The 23,348-nt window shown below is 32.8% G+C and carries 12 protein-coding genes, 1 pseudogene and 1 riboswitch; all 13 genes and pseudogenes read right to left on the bottom strand.

Features of this window, described 5'->3' with window-relative positions; genetic code table 11:
* Positions 1-2,515, bottom strand: a pseudogene (locus tag KO527_RS09360) (PKD domain-containing protein); the annotation flags it as partial.
* 235 nt (positions 2,516-2,750) lie between these two features.
* A complete protein-coding gene (locus KO527_RS09355) occupies positions 2,751-5,540 on the bottom strand; it encodes a hypothetical protein (RefSeq protein WP_216040050.1) in 2,790 nt (929 codons plus the stop codon).
* Positions 5,541-5,607: 67 nt separating this feature from the next.
* A riboswitch (cyclic di-GMP riboswitch) is annotated at positions 5,608-5,692 on the bottom strand.
* A 223-nt stretch (positions 5,693-5,915) separates the two neighbouring features.
* The gene (locus KO527_RS09350) at positions 5,916-9,692 is read right to left on the bottom strand and encodes a type I polyketide synthase (protein ID WP_216040049.1); all 3,777 of its coding nucleotides are present in this window, start codon (positions 9,690-9,692) and stop codon (positions 5,916-5,918) included.
* A complete protein-coding gene (locus KO527_RS09345; RefSeq protein WP_216040048.1) occupies positions 9,685-10,548 on the bottom strand; it encodes a dienelactone hydrolase family protein in 864 nt (287 codons plus the stop codon). Before KO527_RS09345 ends, KO527_RS09350 begins: the two co-directional genes overlap by 8 nt.
* On the bottom strand, positions 10,541-13,750 hold the full coding sequence (locus KO527_RS09340; RefSeq protein WP_216040047.1) for a non-ribosomal peptide synthetase: 3,210 nt from the start codon (positions 13,748-13,750) through the stop codon (positions 10,541-10,543). The genes KO527_RS09345 and KO527_RS09340 overlap by 8 nt, the downstream gene beginning before the upstream one ends.
* Positions 13,734-14,789, bottom strand: a complete 1,056-nt coding sequence (locus KO527_RS09335; protein ID WP_216040046.1) for a phosphoadenosine phosphosulfate reductase family protein — start codon at positions 14,787-14,789, stop codon at positions 13,734-13,736. The genes KO527_RS09340 and KO527_RS09335 overlap by 17 nt, the downstream gene beginning before the upstream one ends.
* Complete coding sequence (locus KO527_RS09330) at positions 14,782-15,036, bottom strand: acyl carrier protein (RefSeq protein WP_216040045.1); 255 nt, start codon at positions 15,034-15,036, stop codon at positions 14,782-14,784. The genes KO527_RS09335 and KO527_RS09330 overlap by 8 nt, the downstream gene beginning before the upstream one ends.
* Before the next feature lie 16 nt (positions 15,037-15,052).
* Positions 15,053-17,029, bottom strand: coding sequence for an asparagine synthase (glutamine-hydrolyzing) (asnB, locus tag KO527_RS09325; RefSeq protein ID WP_216040044.1), 1,977 nt, complete (start codon positions 17,027-17,029; stop codon positions 15,053-15,055).
* A gap of 64 nt (positions 17,030-17,093) precedes the next feature.
* A complete protein-coding gene (locus KO527_RS09320) occupies positions 17,094-18,224 on the bottom strand; it encodes an acyltransferase (RefSeq protein WP_216040043.1) in 1,131 nt (376 codons plus the stop codon).
* The gene (locus KO527_RS09315) at positions 18,217-21,450 is read right to left on the bottom strand and encodes an amino acid adenylation domain-containing protein (protein WP_216040042.1); all 3,234 of its coding nucleotides are present in this window, start codon (positions 21,448-21,450) and stop codon (positions 18,217-18,219) included. Before KO527_RS09315 ends, KO527_RS09320 begins: the two co-directional genes overlap by 8 nt.
* A gap of 49 nt (positions 21,451-21,499) precedes the next feature.
* Positions 21,500-22,213: a hypothetical protein gene (locus KO527_RS09310; protein ID WP_216040041.1), complete on the bottom strand. Its 714-nt coding sequence runs from the start codon at positions 22,211-22,213 to the stop codon at positions 21,500-21,502.
* A 30-nt stretch (positions 22,214-22,243) separates the two neighbouring features.
* A complete protein-coding gene (locus tag KO527_RS09305; RefSeq protein WP_216040040.1) occupies positions 22,244-22,735 on the bottom strand; it encodes a hypothetical protein in 492 nt (163 codons plus the stop codon).
* Between the two features lie 15 nt (positions 22,736-22,750).
* Complete coding sequence (locus tag KO527_RS09300; protein WP_216040039.1) at positions 22,751-23,260, bottom strand: serine acetyltransferase; 510 nt, start codon at positions 23,258-23,260, stop codon at positions 22,751-22,753.
* Positions 23,261-23,348: the final 88 nt, after the last annotated feature.

Below are 23,348 nucleotides of genomic sequence, written 5' to 3'. Positions count from 1 at the left end.
TGCCGCTATTATTTAGATTAACTGATGTACCAGAAACTTGAGACCAAGCATACGATACAATAGAACCGTCAGAGTCAGTGCCTTCACCAGATAAAGTCACAGTGACTTGTTCGTCTACAGTTTGATTATCACCTGCATTTGATGATGGCGCTTCATTCTTTGGGTTAACTGATATTTGCACCCTATCGCTTGCTGATAGGTTTTCATTGTCTGTCACTATTAACTCAAAAGTTAGCACTTCAGCTTCAGTGAGTACCGGTGCCGTAAAACTTGCCTGTTGACTGCCGCTATTATTTAGATTAACTGATGTACCTGAAACTTGAGACCAAGCATACGATACAATAGAACCATCAGAGTCAGTGCCTTCACCAGATAAAATCACAGTGACTTGTTCGTCTACAGTTTGATTATCACCTGCATTTGATGATGGCGCTTCATTCTTTGGGTTAACTGATATTTGCACCCTATCGCTTGCTGATAGGTTCTCATTGTCTGTCACTATTAACTCAAAAGTTAACACATCAACTTCTGTGAGTAGCGGTGCCGTAAAACTAGCCTGTTGACTTCTGCTATTATTTAGAGTGGCTGATGTACCAGAAACTTGAGACCAAGCATACGATACAATAGAACCATCAGAGTCAGTGCCTTCACCAGATAAAATCACAGTGACTTTTTCGTCTACAGTTTGATTGTCACCTGCATTTGATGATGGCGCTTCATTCATTGGGTTAACCGATATTTGCACCCTATCACTTGCTGATAAATTTTCATTATCTGTCACTTTTAACTCAAAAGTTAACACTTCAACTTCTGTTAATGTTGGCGCCATAAAACTTGCTTGTTGACTGCTACTATTATTTAGAGTGACTGATGTACCAGAAACTTGAGACCAAGCATACGATACAATAGAACCATCTGAATCGGCTCCTTCACCTGATAAAGTCACAGTGATTTGCTCATCTACAATTTGATTGTCACCTGCATTTGATGATGGCGCTTCATTCATTGGGTTAACCGATATTTGCACCCTATCACTTGCTGATAAATTTTCATTATCTGTCACTTTTAACTCAAAAGTTAACACTTCAACTTTTGTTAATGTTGGCGCCGTAAAACTTGCTTGTTGACTGCTACTATTATTTAGAGTGACTGATGTACCAGAAACTTGAGACCAAGCATACGATACAATAGAACCATCTGAATCGGCTCCTTTACCTGATAAAGTCACAGTGACTTGCTCATCTACAGTTTGATTATCACCAGCATTAACAATAGGAGCTAGTGTTATAGGAGATACTGTTATAGTTATGTCATCGAAAGACTCTGAATTTTCATTATCACTAACTGTTAAACGAAATTTTAATTGAGTAAACTCTGTTACATTAGGAGCTAAAAAGTAACAATTTGCTTGATTACTGTTAGACAATGCAACTGCAGTACCTGAGATTTGCTCCCACTGATAGCTATCTATAATACCATCCGGATCTGATGAAACACCGCTGAGAATAACATTTTCATTTTCAAAAATAGTTTGATCTACGCCAGCATTAACATTTGGTGTTATATTAATTGGGTTTACAGTAATAGATACTCTATCAGATGCCTTTCCATTCTCATTATCAGTTACTGTTAATTCAAGTTCAACAATTTGAGCTACATGTAAAGTAGGGGTTAAAAACTTAACCTCAGCAAGGGTACTATCTGATAAATCAACAGAAGGTCCTGAAATCTGCTCCCATAAATAAGCTATTATTTCACCATCATTATCTGATGCTGATGCAGCTAAATTTATTTTAGTTTGCTCGTAAGTACTTATATCTTGTCCCATGCTTACTAGGGGAATACTATTTACAGGCAGTACATTTACTTCAATAATATCAGTATCAGTTAAGCCTTTATCATCTGTCACTGTTAAGCTAAAAGTTAAAGTTTCATTTGATAAAGTACTCATGCTTACAAATGATAATGTATCTGTATCATAACCAGATAAGAAAACTTGAGTTCCTGAAGTTTGTTGCCATAAATAGCTATATATAACACCGTCATGATCTATTCCTTGACCATATAATATTACTTCAGATTGTTCATTTATAGTTAAGTCATTACCCGCATCAGCTATAGGGTGGGAGTTATCAACTTCAGGATGCACAGTTACATTGATTGTATCAGTAGCTTGAAGACCATCATTGTCAGTAACAACTACAGAAAAACTTAAGATTTCTTCTTTATCTACTTCAGGAGTAATAAAATATGCACTTTCCAAACTTGTACCGTAAAGGGAAACTAACAAACCTGATTTTTGCTGCCAAAGATAACTCTCTATTCTGCCGTCGCTATCATTCGCTTTTGATATTAATGTTACTTCAGACTGTTCTGGAGCAGTTTGATCTTCCCCAGCAATTACATTAGGTGCTAACTTGACTACTGAAGCAGGTTCTTTATCTGATGAACCACCACACCCCAATAATAATATTAATACAAATAAGCCAAATAACTTAGCACTTAACCTTTCCATTATAGAACTCCATCTCCAATTTGTATCCAAAAGTAGTACGGTGCATATAATGATTGTATTGAATAATAAATCAAGTATTTTTTATCTAGCTTAGTAATTTAAAATAAATTTATACTCAATGAATATAAAAAAGCAAGAAATCATAATCTTAGAAAGGCAGTTTAACGATAAATATAAATTATAATCAGGGTTGTGCGTTCAAAACCCTGATTATATTTAACCAATGAAAATGTTATTATTTGTTATAGCCTGATCGGATATAGTTATTAACGGAGGTCGTCGTCAATGCCTCATTCCATGAATTAAAGTTACGATACCTTAACTGGTTAAGAAACTCGTTTAATGTTGGCTTTTCCCCAATGCTTGCCAGATAACTATTGATATTAACTTCAGGGTTATTCCATTCAGGGTCAAACATATTCTCCCTCTCAACCCAATCATAAATAATATTTTCATTAGCTATCACACCAGCCTGCATGATTATTGCTTGCATGCTTTGTGATTCATCTGAAGCATGGGCTATAATATTATTTTCAAGTAAAACACTTCCCCCATTATCTAAAGCATTTTTATCTACTTCGATTCCCCATATCGCTTTAGAACCATCTCTTTGTTTACCAGAAAGTACAACATTATTATAAGCGATTGCAATATCTCCTTCTGCTATAGGATGCTTTTCATTATAACCGAACTCAAAACCAATAGCGTTCTCAATCAACAAGTTATTTTCATAAAGACCTCCTGGGCGACCTTTAATTCCATGATTTGATGATCTTGTTGATATATTATTTCGCACAATAATATTTTTTGCGATATTATCCCATTGAATATATACATTATGATTAAACACAGTTGAGCTAGCAGCTTCAATATCTTCGTTCCAACCATTATGGTCAAAAAAGTTATCTTCAATCAAAAGGCCATCAACCCCTGCTATATACACACCATTACTATGAGTAATATCTTTATATCCATAACTATCTAAAACGATAGAACGTTTTATTTGAACATTTTTATGATTCCCACTGTAATTTGAAATATTTATATTAGTACCGTAAAAACGAACAATAGTATCTTCAATAACTATATTTTCACCACTACCAACAATTCTTATTCCGGAACCAGCCTGTTCAACATCAACAAAGTCTGGGGAGTTCGGGTCTCTAGAATGTGCATAAAAATCAATTCCAACTATAGATAGATTTGACGTTTCTTTACCTGCAGTGTTTAATGCCGCTTCTCTCCCCGTTTTAACTAGTGGTCTCATTCCTGATGTACCATAGTTACCAATTAGCATAGGTTCATTTTCATTTCTGCCTGACAAAGTAAAAACACCAAAACTTTCATTAGTCCAAATATCACCTTTTCTTAGTAGAATCCAATCTGGATACCCGTCTCTTAATTGTTTTATTGCTGCAGACAGTGTTTTAAAGGGATAAATGACTTCATCCGGATGGGTGGGATTAACAACTTGTTCTGCTGAAACAGCAAGCCCTGATTTATCATTTCCATCTAAGCTACTAACATAAATAATACGAGAGTCATCTGATGGTTTATAATTCTGACTAAAACCTGGTTGAATTACCATACTGACAGTATCAATCGCTGATAAACCTTCAGAGTCTGTTACTTTAAGAGTAAAGTTAACCTCTTGCTTCACGGGTATAGATGGTGCAATAAATGAAGGTGTAACAGAGTTAATATCATCAAAATTAATTTCTATGTCAGTATTATTTGCTTGTGACCATTCATACGTTACTTCACTTTCAAAATCACCTGACCCTGTTCCATCTAATGTAACAAGATCTCCACCAGTAACAGTTTTAGCTGAACCGGCATCTGCTATAGGGTTTGTATTATCATCTTCTTTTGTATTTTTTGAAATTAGCAAAAATTCAATATCATAAAGCTTGATTCCAATATTAGGAAACTCTCCTACACCGATCCTTAAGTCATTACTTTTGTCGCTATTGATATTAAATAAATGAGCAAACTCTACTTCTCCTGGAGTTAAGTACTCTTTTTGACTATCAACACGTGTTGAAAGATTTCCTGAACTATATGCTTGGCTAATTTTAAATTTTACTAAAACTTGCTCATCTTTATTTACATTTTCAAATACCCTTAAACCTGAGTCTCCATTTAGTCCCGTTGAAATGTATGATTCATTGCCATCATATGACCAAGCTTTATCATAGGATGCTGGGTGAGTATAAATATTTCGGATTGTTACATCATCATTTTCAATAGGTAAAATCACAATTTTGACAATATCACTATCAGTTAAGCCATATTCATCGGTAACAATAAGCTCAACATTAAATGATTTAGCTATACTGAGGTTTGGAGCAATAAATTGAGGATTAATAGTATTGGGGTTTTCAAGCTCAATTTCATTTAAAGAGTCATTTAGCACAATCCATTGATATTTTAAGCTATTAATATTCTCATCATGTGATTCATTTGCACTTAAAAAAACCAAGTCTTCGGAGTTAGCTATTTGAACTTTCCCAGCATCTGCAATGGGTTCTGCATTATTTTTTTCAGAGTCCGATATTAAAGTAAACTTTATATCAGACAATACAATCCCTTTCGAAGAGTAACTACCAGCTCCAACTCTTAAATCTCTTGTTTTTTTACTGATAACTTTAAAAAGATGAGAAAATTCCTTCTTTCCATGCTCTAGGTAAACTCTTTGACCATCTACACGCGCATATAACCTTCCTGAAGAATGAGGTTCACTAATTTTAAATGTGACAAGAACCTGTTCACCTTCATTTAGCTCTTGATATACTCTTAATCCAGAGCCTCCGTTTATTCCTGTTGAAGTATATGTTTCATCTCCATTATAAGTCCACGCTTGATCTTCTGTTGCTGGGTGATAGAAAATATTAGATTGTAGGTTTTCATTGCTAGATGCTTGGCTAGAAGTGATTAATAAAAAACATAGAATAAAAAAAATCTTTTGTAAGAAAAACACCTCTTTAAAATTAGTTAATTTATTAAAACAATTTGAAATTTTCATGTTTTACCTCCATAAACTCGCAATAAGTCTTCATATACAAAAATAAGGGAGGCATGATTTATCATTTCTCGGTAACCCCGCTGCCATAGAATTTACTCGTTAGGCCGGTAGCTTTGCGTACTTAAGTTTCCTTAAGGCTGCCCTTGTCAGTGAATAATATTTAGAACAAATTGTTTGAGGTATTCGGCCTCAGTGAGCTTTACTTTAAATTGAGCCTATACTAGGCTGTACCTTTTTAACACTAATGATATAGTAGGTTAACAACACCACAAACTCAAGCTTTATTATTAGAAAACAAGAAATAAATAGCACTTAATCATTACAAATAACGTATGAGAAATTAAACTTCTGCTATATGTGAATATCAAATTAATGCTATTGATTCCCACTTTCTGGATTTTGATTTATATTATTTAATATTTCTTCAGCTAAATTCTTAGCGTTACTTCCCTGCATCATTTCGAGATGTCCGTAAATAAGATCATGACTTTTAACACCGCATTTAGACATAGTCGACCACCCTCTCGTTTCATCAAGTTCGTCCCATAAAACTTCTTTATAATTTAAACTCGGAGATTTAAATAACGAAATATTACTATTAATAACCCCTCCTTTATAAATTTCACTTACCTTATTCCAGTAATAAAAGAACTTTTCATACCTTTTATGTTCAGTAGATAGAGAGTCCACTACTGGAGGATAAAACCTTAATTCTAGCTTGAGTTTCATTACTTTAATAATATCTATTAAACCATGTTCAATGTGCCATTTTAATTTAGTTTTTAGCTTTTTAGCTCTAGAGGAAATTGTTGGTAAACCTGGAGCATTGCTTGATAACCCCGGAGCATAAACATCTAACAAGCCAAGAAAATCTATTTTTTCCCCTTGCTCTTCAAACTGTTTAGCTATTTCGAAGGCTGTATATGCTCCATAACTATAACCAGCTAATAAATAAGGACCTTTTGGTTGATGTTTTTTAATATACTGAATATGATCTTTAGCCATCTTTTCTACGGTATCATGGTAGTTGTGCTCTAAAATTCCTCGAGTTTGCAATCCCACAACTTGATATTCTTTCCCTAGACTTTTAGCTAAGTCGTATAAATTATTAACGTTGCCACCTACTCCACCAACAATAAAGAGTGTTTTTTCATTAGCCGCAGGCCCTGGATGCATAACAACGCTAGTATCCCATGGCTCATCTCTATTATTGCAAGTTAAGGTGTCTTCCGTTTTATTTTGAACTTTTAGCTCATCACTTAGCTTTTTAGTCAGTAAACTAATTGTTGGGTGTGTAAATAAGGTGGAAATCGGTAATGTTATTTTATATTTAACTTTAATCTTAGAAAACAAATCAACTGAAAGTAATGAATCACCTCCAATTTCAAAATAATTATCATCTACTTTTAAGTCTGTAATACCTAAAACCTGTTTCCAGATTTCTAATAAGCTAGATTCAACATCTAGTATCGTTTCACTCTTTTGGTGGGGTACAATACTGGTTTCGCTTTCATCAATCTGAGCCTCACCAATTTTCGCTATTTTTCTTTCTAGCCAATATTCTTGCTTAGAAAACTCATAGGTTGGCAAACCAAAAGCTTTGCCTTCTGTGCCTATTCCTATTTTTTTAAATTCAACTTCAATACCCATACACCACAATTGGCCAAGACTATTCAAGAATATTGATTGTTCTTTGTCGGCATATTTTGCATTAGCCATTGATGATATGGCTAAGGTATTTTCATTAGACATACTTGATTGTACAAATGAGCATAAAGCAGCGCCAGGGCCAACCTCAAGCATTATGTCGCTATCTTGAATAGACTGTTTCACTACATCATGAAAACAAACCTCTTTTCTTAAATGCTGCACCCAATACTCTGAAGTATTTAAGTCGCTACACGAATAACCGGGGGTCGAAGGTATGATATCGATGCTAGGAGGGTTTAACTGAATCTTTTCTACAACTTGAGAAAACTCTCCAAGTACTGAGTCCATAAAAGCAGAATGAAAAGCATGTTGATTTAATAACTTTCTATGATGAATATTTTTTGATAATAGTATGACTATTAGCTTTTCAATATCAGATTCTGAGCCTGACACTACTGTATTTTCAGGGCTATTTTCAATAGAGATACACAGTGATCCAAACAACAACTCCTCAAGATAAACCATTGAATCTAAAACAGAAACCATACCCCCTTTTGCAGACTGAGCCATTAACCTGCCTCTTTCTGATACTAGCCATAATGCATCTTCTAAACTAAACACTCCAGCAAGGCATGCAGCGGTATATTCCCCTATGCTATGTCCTATCATTGTCTTTGGTTTAACATTTAATGTTATAAAGGTTTTAGCTAAACAATATTCCACAACAAACAATGAGATTTGTGCATTTTGTGTATGAGTGATATTTTGTAAATCACCTTGTACATCCATTATTACATCATGATAATTTTGACCAGTAATGACTATTAATTGTGTAATACACTCATCAAAGTAATGCCTATAAATTTCATATTGATTATATAGCGCCTTTGACATTCCTTGATATTGACTGCCTTGCCCTGGGAACATAAATGTAATTGTGGGGTTTAGTTTTGCTGTAAAGCACAATTCACTTTCTTTAAATTCAAGCTGTGAATTATCGTGATTTAATATTTGAGTATAAGTTCTTTGTGAGAATTTTTTTCGTGTATTTAATAATGCATAAGTTGAATCTAGCGCTTTATTTGGCTCTTTAGTTAAGAATTTAGTAAATGATTTTTGTAACGCCTGAACTGAATCTTCTGCTTGAGCAGAAAATAGCAGTAATGAGTTATCTTTTACATTTTGTTCAACTTCATAGTTTGGCTCTGGCGGGCTTGATAATACAATATGTGCGTTTGTCCCCCCGACACCAAATGAACTCACTCCTGCATGTATTTCATTTAGGTGACTTAAATTCACTTTTTCTTTATTAAAATAAAATGGACTGCCATCTTGATTAATAAAGGGGTATTCATTGTTAAAGCTTAGATTTGGCGGAATTTTTTTATTTTTAACCACTAATATCGACTTAATAAATGATGCTACACCAGCAGCTGCATCAAGGTGCCCTATATTGGCTTTTAAAGTCCCCAGCGCACAAGGGGCATTGCTTTCATCAAATTCTTCAAATGCATCATTTAAACCAGCTAATTCAATGGGGTCACCCAATGCAGTAGCCGTACCATGAGTTTCTATAAACTGAATTTGATGAGGTTCAACATCTGCAAGTTCTTGCGCTAAGGAAATGACTTCACTCTGTCCTTCTACACTTGGAGCAGTAAATCCAACCTTATTCCTACCATCATTATTTGTAGCAGCACCTTTGACTACAGCTAAAATATTATCATTATCTTCGATAGCATCAGCTAGACGTTTAAGTACAACAACCCCAACCCCCTCACCAAAAACTGTACCATCCGATTGACTACTAAAAGGTTTACAATATCCTTCGGGTGAAAAAATCATCCCTTCTGAATGTAGATAACCTACTTTATGAGGAACATTAACCGTCACCCCACCAGATAATGCTACATCACATTGATAAGTTTGAAGAGATAGAACAGCTAATTGAATTGCGACCAAAGAGGTAGAGCATGCAGTCTGTACATTAATACTTGGACCACGTAAATTTAACTTATGAGAAACTCGTGTTGTTAAATAATCTTTTTCGCTTGCAAGCATCTTTTGAAAATCATTAATATCAAAAGATTGCGTATTTATATCTATATTATTTAGTAAGTAACGGTTCATGCTACAGCCTGCATAAACCCCAACTGAATCACCGATCTCATCAGGGATAAAACCGGCTGATTCTAATGCTTTCCAGCTATGCTGAAGAAATAATCTATGCTGAGGATCTATAAGTCTTGCTTCTGCAGGCGTATAGCCAAAAAAACTGGCATCAAAATGACTAATGTTAGATAAAGATGATGTTTTTAATACATAGTTTTGTTTTTCGTATACTTCCTTTGAAATACCCGAAGAAACCAAATCAGATTCACAAACATCCGTTATTGAGCACTTTCCTGAAAGTAAGTTATTCCAATATTCATCTAGATTTTCTGCTCCAGGAAAAGCACCTGACATGCCAATAACAGCAATGTCATTTCTCATTTCATCCATTAATTTGTCTCTTAAAGCTATTTGATTTTTTTTGGTTTAAAAGCCACTTGAATGCATCTATATCATATGCACTGTGTGTAATATCATGACCGGCTTCCAATATTTTTAGCTCTACATCAGCATTTAATTTATCTAATGCGGTTTTCATTTTTATCGAATTATTTAATGGTGCTATTTCATCATTTTGACCATGAAATATCTTGACCGGAGTTTGTGCTATTTGTGAAGCTTTATTCGGATCTGAACGTCCATTTAAAATTAAAGCTCCTGCAAACTGTTCAGGAAAGCGATATAACATTTCCCATGTACCTGATGCTCCCATGGAGATTCCAGTTATATAAATACGTTCAGGATCAACGCCTTTCTCTTCAACTAACTTATCTATTAATTCAATAATTAAAGTTTGGCGCCATGATTGCTCTATTTCTGACATATCGTAATTAATATAGGGAGCAGAGGTTGGTTTGTTATTATTCCATTGCATATTTTCAGGGCAGTGTGGTGCTACAACATATGCATTTTCTAAGTTTTGAAACTCATCAGAAACAAACTTATCAACTAGATTCGTCAATTGTCCGTAATTATTATTACCCCGACGAAAAGCACTTTGTAAAACAATCACCAATGGGGGCTTATTTGTTTTTTCAATATCGTGAGGCTGATATAAACGATAAGGTAAATCATTTATACCATCAGAAATGACTAATGCATCCATTTTAAACATAAGTTTTAAAGTTTGAGTATTTATGTTATTTACTTTTAGCAGCAACTTAGCTGTTAATAACAGTAAAAATACACCTAAAAGAAATATAGCTATAACCTTTAATAATTTAGCCTTATTGTTAATACTAAACATCACATTCCTTTTGACGTTTTCTAGGCCTTATATTACGTTTCATTGCCAAACGCATCTTACTAGCTCTTGTATTTTTAGTTTCTGGAGCCGGTTTATGATCATCCAGAAAATTAGCGATAGACTTCACAGTCACAAACCTAAAAAGATCAACACTAGAAAGTTTTTTGGGAAACGCTTTATCTAATATATTAAAAACCTGAATGAGTGACATGGAATCACCACCGACTTCAAAAAACGGGACACCAATTGAAAAGTTGTCATGTTTTAAAGTTGCTTTCCAAGCTTCAATTACTATTTGTTGTACTTGCGTTAGACTCTCATCATTTCTTTGTAAATTTGTTACTTCTGATAAAACAATACGAGGTAATTGATTACGGTTTATTTTCCCAGTAGAAGTTAAAGGAAATTGCACTAATTTCATATAAGAAACAGGTAACATATAAATAGGGAGGTGTTTGACTAAATGATTTTTTAATTTACTTTCTTCTATTTCAAGAAATTTATCTACAACAGTATAAAAAACACCAATAAACGCACTGCCATTGGGGCTCTTTTCAATCACAGCGACTGATTGCGATATATTAGCATATTGATGCATAACAGTTTCAATTTCAGATAACTCAATCCGAAGGCCATTAAATTTCACTTGAGAGTCTCTACGACCTAAAAACTCTAACTCACCATCATTATTCCAGCGAGCCAAATCACCAGTTTTATATAATTTATTATATGAAAAAGGACTATTAACAAACTGTTTCTGAGTAAGTTCACCATCCCCCACATAGCCTTTAGCAACTTGAATTCCTTCAATCACAATCTCACCAGCAACTCCAATAGGCACTTGATTTAGGTTTTTATCAAGAACATGTAGTTTCGAGTTAGAAATTGGTTTACCTATTGGTACAGCTTTATATTCCTCATTTTTATTACAATGAAAAATACTTACTGCAATTGCAGCTTCTGTTGGACCATAAATATTAATTAATTCAGTACTCTCATAATATTCAAAAAAAGATTTAACTGAATCTGGCAATAAAGCTTCGCCACAACAAACAACTGCTCTTAATGAGGTTTTGTCAAAAGGTTTAGCTGATATTAAAGCATTTAAAATCGATGGTACGATATGAAGTACAGTCACACTATATTTGCTAATTTGTTTATGTATTTGATAAGTATCTTTATGGCTGTTAGGTTTTGCGAGTGCGACTGTTGCCCCTACAAGTAAAGGCCAATAAATTTCAAATAAAGAGATATCAAAGCTATAGGGTGTCTTTTGTAAAACAACATCCCCTTTAACTGGCTTAAATTCGTCTTTCATCCAAAGCATGACATTTGAAACACCTGAATGCTGATTCATCACACCTTTGGGTTTACCTGTAGAGCCTGAAGTAAATATAATATAAACCAAATCATCAGGGTTTACTTTAACTTGAGGATCAGAGTCAGGAAAATCAGAGGCTTCAGTATTAATTTCATCAATTAAAAAAGTTTTATATAGCTGTTTATTGTAGTTAGAGCTTACATCACTCTGGGTTAAGATTAGCTTTACTCCAGATTGACTCAGCATATAATCAATCCGTTTTTTTGGTAGTTCACTATCAATCGGCACATATATAGCACCTAATTTTAAGATGCTATATATGCACAGCATCATATTTGTTGAACGCTCACAAATAACAGCTATAACATCTCCCTTTTTAGCTCCTTTATGAGCTAAATAATGGGCTATTTTATTCGCTTGTGCATTAAATTCAGAATAAGTGTAACTTTCATTCTCGTATATCAAAGCGATATTACTTGATGTTAACGCAACTTGTTTTTCGAATAAGGATTTTAAATTTAACTCACCTTCAAAAACCTCATTCGTATTATTAAACTCAGTAATCTCAAGTTTGTTTTTTTCTGATATGCAATTTAATGAATCGGCCAATTTATCTGCATCTACAAATAGACTATTTATTAAAACTTTAAATGAATCAGTAAAGTATTTTGCTGAAATGGAATCAAAAACTGCATTATCATATTCTATATAACCATTTAGCTGATTATCCCTTTCCCATAAACGCATAAAAATATCTAACTGAGGATTTAAAGGTTGATAATAAATAACCTCCGTTTTAACACCTTCTAAGTTCAACTGCATTGGATGTTCAAAAGTGAATCCATGACGGTATAAATCTTTATTAGCCGTTTCTTTTAATGCATCATTAATAATTTCTATAGATGGGTATTCTTGATATCTATGCGCTTCTAATAGTGATACTCGTACTTTTTTAAGTACATCAAAAACCGTGTCTTTATCTGTAAACTCAATTGTTATTGGCAGTGTATTTACAAAACAACCGATTGTGTCTGCAAATATTGGATTTTTTCTATTGGATAAAGGTACAGCAATACAAAATTGAGATTCCCCAGAATATTTAGCAAGTAATAAATAATATGCAGTTAATAACACTATAAAAGGAGAGAGGGAGTATTCTTTACTGAAAAATTTTAAAGCTTGCCAACTATCAGCAGGCAAGTCCAATTCAATTGCCCCTCCCTTAAAGCTAACCTCATTACTTTTTATTTTTGGAATATTTAACTTTATAGTTGGAGCATTTTTTAATTTTTTTCGCCAATAACTAGCTGATTTTATACCTTTATCTGATATTAACCAACTCGATTGATACTGTGAAAAAAACTGATAATTATTAAATCTATCTTTACCTTCTTTCGATACAGTTGATTGACCGAAATTATTGTATGCATCACTTATCAATTTAGCTATTTGGTCTTTTGCACTTAAATCAATCACAATATGATGAGTTGATATTGCAACAATTAAATCTTCACAATCGCTAAATTTAGCAGCAATCACTCTTACTAAAGGTTCATTAACTAAATCAAACTCTTGATTACAGTTTTGATTAACCCAATTTTTTGCTTCAATGAGATTATTATTAAATGTTTTTTCAATTACAGAACATTGATTAAATTTATCAAAGCGCATAATCTCGCCATCAACCAATTCGTATGAAGATCTTAAAATTTCAACATCATTGATTACAGCGTTAACCGAAGTTACAAACCTTGAAAAATCCAAATTTTTAAACGCGAAAATTGAATTAACATTATAAGCAGAGCTTGTATCATGTTGGCTTAATAGCCAAAACTGACGTTCTATAAAGCTTGTTTTAGAAGTGCTAATGCTTGCTATCATATACATTCTTCACTGAAATAATATCATTTTTATCTATTGATAAAGATGCCATGATCGGACCTATTTGATCTTCAGGCCTATCATTTATTTTCTCTAAAGCCTCACTTCTCGTCATTAATCCTTCTCGAATCAAATGACTCAACTCCATTTCATAAGGGTTATAACCAAAAACTTCTTCATGTACGTAATTATTAAAAGTATTCAGCATACAATTGGAAGAACAACCATCAACATCGCCAGGGCTTACCCAGCCTAAAGGTGCTATCGCATCTTTAATTTCTGTTTCAGTTATATCTTCAACACATAAAATATTTACATTATGTGGGTACTCTTTAACTTCATTTATAAGCTCATCTTTGATGCATAGGTAATCATCAACAACATCACCTACCTCTGCTCTTAGCTTATCTAATGACTCTTTTCTTGAATCAGCTAAAAATTTATAGTGATTTTTATAAATGATTGCATTTATTGGGATTTGTCCAAGTGTAAATCCAGCTAATATAAATGGAATTTTTTTCTCTAGCGCAATTTTTAAGGCTGTAACATTTACCATTGATATACAAGAATTACATATCGCTGAAATTCTTGTTAAAGTATTTTTTCGGTAAACATCTGTTACGGCACTTGCCCGAGCAATTGCCTTATAATTACCACTACCAGGACGATAAACCCAATGATCAACACCTAAACCATCAACAACCTTTCTAATATTTTTCCAAGCAGCTTCAGCTATATAGCCATTATCTAAAGTGAATGCTAAAACATTTAGGCCATACTTTTCGACTGCAAGCTTTAGAACATAAGTACTATCTTTACCACCGCTGTAACAGACTACAGCATCGTACTCTCCACTTTTCACTCGGTTATCAAATAAATCTGATATTTTAATTTTTGCATTATCAATAAGTGATGCTTCAATTTCTGTAGATTTGCTGGCTTTATTACAAAAATTACAAACACCATTCTCATCAAATGTTATTTTTGGAAAGTTTTTTGATTGGATACATTTAGAGCAGCGTTCAAAGTTATTAAGCATTTGACTTTTTCCTATGAACTAACGCTATCATTCTATTTACTGAGCCAAAGTTATCTCGAGTTAAATCAGTGTCAGTAATAGGAATTAAAAATGCCTTTTCTAAAAATGATGCTAGTTCGATCAGACCAAATGAATCTATAATCCCTTCATCTATTAAAGATTCATCTAACGGTATTTCTTCTATTTCAACCATATAGGTATCAACTACGAATGCTAATATTTTCTCTAAAGTAGCTGCATTGCTCATTTATTTATTCCTTTCACTATATATCCAATATATCAACAACACATTTGTTCATATCTAATTCAACTTCAGGTGGATTATTAATCCAGTATTGGCAGATTTGAGATGTTAATAAAAACATAAAAATCATATTATCCCGATAACCTGTATTTTCAGGAACACCATTTTTAAATTTATTTAAAAACCTTTTAACTATCTTGGTATCAAATAGACCATATTCTTCTATGCACTCTTCTGATAAAAGGGTGCTTGCTAAGTCGCTTAATTGGCCTTTAGAGTCTATAAAAGCAATCAAGTCTGGCGCCATATATGGACGTTTAGGTCTATTAGTAATCTCTTTTGGAATTTCACTTTCAAATGCTTGCTTTAAAATATGCTTTTGATCAAATCCCTTTAACTTATAGTCATCTGGCATTGAAAAGGCCATCTCTACAACTCTATGATCTAAAAATGGAAAACGACCTTCAATACTATTACTCATAGCCATCCTATCTCCTTGTGAGGATAATAAATAACCTTGCAATAACGTTTTAATTTCCAGATATGAATTCTTTTGCAATAAAGACCAAGAAGTATAATTAGCAGGTAATGTTGCTTTAAATTTTTCTAAAAAATCTGATTTATCAAACTTTAAACCTAGACTTTTATTAAAGTATTTTTCAATAATTTTATTATTTGCTAGGCGTATATTTAAACCATTAAATTCGTTTTCAAAATCATTTAGAAAGCCTTCATAATACATTTTTATAAATGCAAACTGTCTTGCATCTGAATAATGGCTCAAATGTGGGTATAGCTCTTTTAAAGATCCAATGGCAGCGCTGTCACCATTAGACTTTTTCCATTCGTTTAAAATTTTAAGTTCTTTAAACGTATCGTAACCAAATAAGATTTCATCCGCGCCCTCACCTGTGAGCACAACTTTTATATCTGTTTCTTTTACTTTATTAGATAACAATTGAAGTGGAACTGGTGCAGTTCTAAAAATAGGTCTTTCAGTGTGATAAATTGATTTAAGTAAATTTTCATCAACATCTCTATTGGATATTTTAACTTCATGATGCACTGAACTAACTTTCTTGCTAGCTAATTTTTGAAAATCACTTTCATCTAAAGTTTGATCATTAAAAGCGACAGAAAACGTTTTAAAAGTATGGTTAGTTTGATTTTTTACTGATTGAGAAATGATAGTAGAATCTATTCCACCGCTTAAATATGTACCAACAGGTACGTCGCTTCTAAGCCGCAAGCTAACAGAATCATTTAATAGTTCTTTAAATGCTTTTTTAGTATTAACAAAGCTATCTGCAGAGTCATTTACACTGAAGCTTTCACCAACTTGATAATACCTGTCTTTAACAACGCGGCCTGAGGTACTAAAAACCTCAAAGGTACCTGATTCAATCGTTAAAATATCTTTATAAACCGTATTATCAGTTAAAGTATTCCAGAGCAAGCCATGCTCAAATAAATTTTGAGGGTCTATTTCTCTTTTATAATTAGCTATCGTATCAAATGCCTTCATTTCAGAACTCAAAAAATATGCATTATCATGCAACAAAACGTACAAAGGCCTTATACCATAACGATCTCTGGCAGCTATTAAGCGCTCTAATTTTTTATCCCAAATGAGAATTGCAAATTCGCCATTAAGTTTTGCAAAGCAATCTGTACCAATTGACTCATATAACTTTAGTATCACTTCAGTGTCGGAGTTAGTATTAAATGAGTAACCTTGAGATTCAAGGTCACTGCGTAGTTCTATATAGTTATATATTTCACCATTAAATGAAATGATACATTGAAGAGACTGCATCGGTTGCTGTCCATCTTCAATATCTATGATTGAGAGACGGGTATGCCCTAAACCTACAAATTTATTTAAATATACTCCCCACTCATCTGGTCCTCGATGATTCAAAAGAGATAAGGCATTTACAACTATCTTCTTTTTATTTTGATTGTTTACGTCTAATACGCCAAATACACCACACACGTTTCAATATCCTTATCTTTTTTATTTGGCTTTAAAATATTATAAATACCTAAAGGGTTTTCACTTACTTAAAGATTAACCTCTTGAAATTAGCCTGAGCAACGAACTTTTTCGATTGTATAAATAAGCTTTTAATTAAGTAATGCCAACCCCCTGCAGTCAGAAAACATGCAAATATAGCAGAAATAAAAAATAAGCCTTTAAATACAACAGGATTTATTTCAGCAAAAAACAATAACAATGCTGAATAAACCAAATAAATTACCGGTAATTTAAGTAAATAAATTGGGTACGCAATCTTACCAAGTTTTGAAAGTTTTTTTAACCATAAAGTATTAATTTCGTACCTATAAGATAAATTAATTAAAGAAGCCGCAAAAAGAGCAATTACGGGGTAGGCTAAATGCAACATTAGAGGATTCTTAAAATATAGACCTTGGGTTAAATACACAGTTAAAGTTAACAGTATTAATGCTGAGCAAAAAATAATGACTGCATTGCTTGAAAAATGTTCTTTGGCTTTAAAGTTCGAGTATAAAATACCTAAGGTCAAACCCATTAGAAAAGCATCAATACGTGTTAATGTAAAAAAATATGAACGCCAAAAGTGATCAACACCAAATTGAATACGTAACGTGATAGCGAGTAGTTCAAAACATAAAAATATTATCAATAGAAGCTTGATATTTTTGATATAAAATAAAATAAAACCAAAGAAAATAAAAAGCTGTACTAATAAAGCAATAGAGAACATCCCCTCTAAAGCTACTCCGCTCCACATCCCATTAGAAAATGATATATTCGAAGTAAAAGTGATTAAGGATATTAAAAAGCCATCATTTAAAGCAAAGCTATTTCCCAACAAATTAATTAACTCAATACCAAAAATCAAATAAACTATAAGAAATAAATAATATGAAGGGACAATTCTTAAGACTCTATTCTTTAAATAATCAAAGTAATTCAAGTTTTGACTTTTATATTTAAATATCGAATTGACACAGAAGAACCCAGCTATGGCTAAAAATAAATCAGTGCCAACCCAGCCCATTTTTGTAATTGACAAAATAGCATTTAGATATGGAGGGTAGTCACCCTCAGTACCAATAAGAGAAACGTGGTAAATAATTAATAATAAAATTGCTATAATTCTTAATAATTCTATACCTGTATTATTGTTCGTAGGCTTACTCATTAGTTTTAATTTCCGGTTTTTTATTTTTTCTAAGAGAAGCTCTTAACCTTGGTTTGTGACTCATAACACTTTTAATTTTATTTCCTCTATTTTTTGCCACTTCTTTTTCTTTGTGACTTTTTAAAGGCGATATAAAATTTGCAAGACAACGTATCGTGGGGTAAGAAAACATATCGACACTGGATAACTTACTTGGAAAGATAGGATTTAAAGTTGAAAAAACTTGCATCAAAGACATTGAATCTCCACCGAGATCAAAAAATGGAATATCAATAGAGACTTCTGATTTATTAAGTATTAAACACCAAACTTGATGTATTTTACTTTCAACCTCTGTTAATTGAATATTTTTTATGGCTGAACTCTTTTCTTCAACTACTTTTAAATTAAATAAAGCCTTATGATTTACCTTACCACTCGATGTTAAAGGGAGGCTTTTCAATTCAATAAATGAAGTTGGAAGCATATAGTTAGGTAAAATTGTTGCTAAAAAAGATTTTAAGTCATCTTTACTTAAAAATTCACTTTCATCTTTTTTACTATAATAAGCTGCAATAAATGCATTGCCATTCTCATTTTTTTTAATTGTCGTTGCTGCAACTGAAATATTGGGATAACGCTGTATTACTGAGTTAACACCATTTAATTCAACCCTAATACCATTTAATTTAATTTGAGAGTCTTTTCTCCCCAAAAACTCTAAACTGCCATCATCATTCCATCGGGCACAATCTCCAGTTTTATAAACTTTACCTGAACCAAAAGGATTGCTTATAAATGCCTTTTTAGTCAGTTCTGAATGACCAACATATCCAACTGCAACCTGAGTTCCACCAATTAATAACTCTCCTTTTACACCTATAGGAAGTTGCTGCAAGTTATCATCTACAACGTATAAAGATGTATTGGCTATTGGCTTACCTATTGGAATTGTTTTTCTATTAATTTTGCAACGCCAAATACTGACATCAATTGCAGCTTCTGTAGGTCCATATAAATTAATCAATTCAGCACAAGGATATTTTTCGTAAAAACTCGATACGTGCTCAGATAATAAAGACTCCCCACTACAAAAAATACTCTTTAACTTATTATGAGTCTGATGCCGAGCTGATAAAAATGCCATAAGCATCGCCGGAATAAAGTGAAGCATAGTTACGTTATATTGCTTAATTTGATTATGTAACTCATATATATCTCTATGGCTATTATTATCAGCAATAGCCAGTTGTGCACCTACCTGTAAAGGCCAAAAAATCTCCCAAACTGATACATCAAAACTATAGGGGGTTTTTTGTAAAATAACATCATCGCACCCCGCTTTAAACTCCTCTTGCATCCATAATAATCTATTCGAGATAGCTAAGTGGCTATTTACTACGCCTTTAGGTACGCCCGTAGAGCCTGAAGTGAAAATTATATATGCTGCATCTTTTGGATTAATTTTAACGTCAGGGTTTTGTGCTTCTAAAACCGAAATTTTACTTTTAAGTTGATCAACCATAATTGTTGTATATTGGTTTTTTTCATAATTGCACTGAACCATACTATTAGATAACACAGCTTTAACATTAGATTGCATCATCATGTAATCAATTCGTTTTTTAGGAAGTTCAATATCAATAGGTACGTATATAGCGCCGACTTTAACTATAGAATAAATATATATCATCATATCAATAGAGCGCTCGCACATGACTGCTACTACATCTCCTTTATTGATCCCCTGATTAATTAAATAATTAGCGAGTTGGTTTATCTTCGAATTAAACTGAGAGTAAGTGATCGTCTCACTTTTAAAAACTAAAGCAATATCATTGGGTGACTTTATTACTTGCTGTTCAAATAATGATTTCAGGTTTGAGACTGAATGATAGTTTTTTGTCGTTTCATTAAATTTTTCAATTGCTTTACTATCATCAAGCGTAATGCAATTTAAATTACCTATCTGTTTATTCGTATCAGATATAAGGTCTTTTAAGATGACTTTTAGAGAATCTGCAAAACGCCTTGCAAAAGTTAAATCAAATAGTGAAGTATCGTATTCTAGGTTGCCATGTAATTGGGAGTCGCTTTCCCATAAACGTAAAAACAAATCAAGCTGTGGATTTATGGCCTTAAAATCTAGAACTTGTGTTTTAACATCATTCAGATCAAGTTGCATTGGATGTTCAAAAGTAAAACCATGTCGATATAAAGTTCGGTTCCCTCTAACTTGAGCTGCATCTTTGATTAAATTTACAGAAGGAAATTCTTGGAATCTATGCGCTTCAAGCAGTGAAACTCGTACTTTTTTTAAGGCGCTCGTTACGTTATCTTTTTCATTCAATTCGATAGTGATAGGTAAAGTGTTAACAAAACAGCCTAAAGTATTTTTAAATACGACATCTTTTCTATTTGATAAAGGCACCGCGATACAAAACTGAGTTTCACCTGAATATCTTGCCAATAATAAGTAATAGGCAGTTAATAGCACAACATAAGAGGAGAGTACCTCCTGATCACAGAATGACTTTAGCGCACTACAATCTTCCTTTGACAAGTTTAAAGGGACTGAACCATGACTTTCTAACCCTATATTAACTATTCTTTCAGGTGAGCTTATTACAGCAGTTTGAGTATTTTTTATTTTTCGGTTCCAGTAACTAGCTGCTTTAACTCCTTTCTCTGATTGTAACCAACTATTCTGCTGAGTTATAAAATCTGAGTAGTTATTATATTCTGCAAACTGCTCAGGTGTTATCACACATAAACCGCTATTATTAAAACTTTGAGATATTAATTTTGCAATTAAATCCTTTACCCTAAGGTCCATAATAATATGAGGAATAGATAAACCAAGGATAACTTGAGAACTATCTTTCAGTTTAGCTATGATTACACGAACTAATGATTCTTTTGAAAATTCAAATAAATCATAACATCTTTGATTAACCCAATCCTTGGCATCATTTTCAGCTGTTTTTATAAATTCCTTTTCAATAACATTACACTCAAAATACTGGAGAGTTTTATAAATTGCCCCTTCATGAACTTCAAAGGATGATTGTAAGTTGTGAATTTGACTAACCACTGAATTTACAGATGTTATAAATAAAGGTAAATCAATGTTTTTAAATAGAAACATTGAATTCACATTGTAACTAGATCCATTTCCTTGATTATTTAACAACCAAAACTGTTGCTCTATCAGATTTGTTAAATCCTTTTTATTTACAATTTCCATTTACTCATAGCACCATTAAAAATAAGAAGATAAATACAATTTTCTATAATTAATTATTAAAAGAGATTGAAATATCTCGCTTTAAAATCTCTTGATATAAAACACAATTAAAAATAACAATCCCATATATCTCTAACCCTTCTTCGCACAAACGACGAATTGCAAAAGTCAAATCACTTCTTGATTCAACAAAACCAGTTTCTAGCATTACAGCCCCTAGATATTCCAAGCCAACTGCACCACTGATAAAAACAAAACCTGCAATGAAAAAATTTCGTAATGTAGCTTTATCGATATGCTTAAAAAATGGAATAAATACAATGCTAAACAACACTAAAAATAAAATACCAAAAGGCAGCCATTGATGCGTATCTAAGACTTGGCTTATAACACCTTTATTGACTAAAAAAGTATTAACTTCAACAAAATTTTCATGAATACTTGCGGATTCATCTACTGATAAATAAAAAAAGACAAGCGAAAGTAAAAGCCAAAATAAAGACCCTTTGATATGGTTCCTGCTTTCAAATATATAGATAACAAGTAATAGAATAGATGCTAATAATAAATTAAGAACAGAGAAATAAGTTGGAATACTTTGCTCATCACCTACATCTAATAACCTAATTACTCCAAGTAAGCTGCCATGACCAGTAAAATGGGTAAATAAATAAGAAGCTAAACCAAGTATTAAAATAATACTTGAAATGGCAACTTGTGCGAACGTAAAATTTTTTAAACTAACATTTACATTTAAATTCATTTTTAAAACTTTTATCCCTAAATTTTAAATTTATACAACTTTTGCAGGTATCCCTACGACTGTGGTTAACGCTTCTACATTTTTGACAACAACAGCATTAGCACCAATTTTTGCGTGCTCACCAACTTCAATAATACCCAATATTTTTGCACCAGCTCCTATATCAACGTGACCTCTTATAACAGGAGCTTTAAAATCCTCATGAGACCCTATTGTGACCTGTTGAAAGATAAGGCAATTAACTCCAATTTTTGCATAAGCATGTATCACAATACCATTTGGATGTGGTATCAATAACCCACCACCTATTTGACATGATAAATCTATTTCAGCCCCCGTTATTACGGACCAAAACCTATGAATAAACACCCAATATTTACTAATTAATTTACCCGAGAAAGAGTTTTTATTGATAGCTTGATACTTTCTAATTGAAAGTAATAACTTTCGGCTTGGATCCCAGAACTTACGAGGTCTCTCACGTTCCCAATCAGGTATTATAGAAGAAACAAGTGTCGTCATTTATACCTCTTATTTTTATTCTATTATTTTTGCTGGAACGCCACATGCCGTAGAATTATCAGCAACATCTTTTAAAACCACAGACATTGCACCTACCTTGACATTATCACCTAGCTTAACATTACCTAAAACTTGAGCGTATGCCCCTAGCTCAACGTTATTACAGAGCTTAGGAGCCAAGTCATCATTATATCTATTACCAATAGTTACACCTTGTCGAAGGGTACAATTTTGACCAAACTCGGCATTACGATGAATAAAAATATTACCAAAATGATAAATTCTTAAACCTCCATTAGACTTCACAGACTTTGGTATACTGATCCCTAAAAGAACCTCTAGAATATGGAAAATTAACCAATATACTTTTAAGTTTAACTTTTTTAGCCAACCATCAGTCATCAAGTCAACTGATTGTCCGTATCTATACCAGCGAATTACGATAATTGAAGGCTCTTTTAACCAAGGTTTTTTTGGATAACGTTCACGATCTTGTTGCCACTTTAGCGCAATTTCTTTCTTCAACTTACAATCCTTTATATTTAAGCTTTATATTTAAGCTTTATATTTAAGCTTTATATTTAAGCTTTATATTTAAGCTTTATATTTAAGC

The sequence above is a fragment of the Pseudoalteromonas sp. C2R02 genome (genome assembly GCF_018860845.1).
Lineage (GTDB): Bacteria > Pseudomonadota > Gammaproteobacteria > Enterobacterales > Alteromonadaceae > Pseudoalteromonas.
This window is presented reverse-complemented; position numbering and strand designations above follow the sequence as displayed.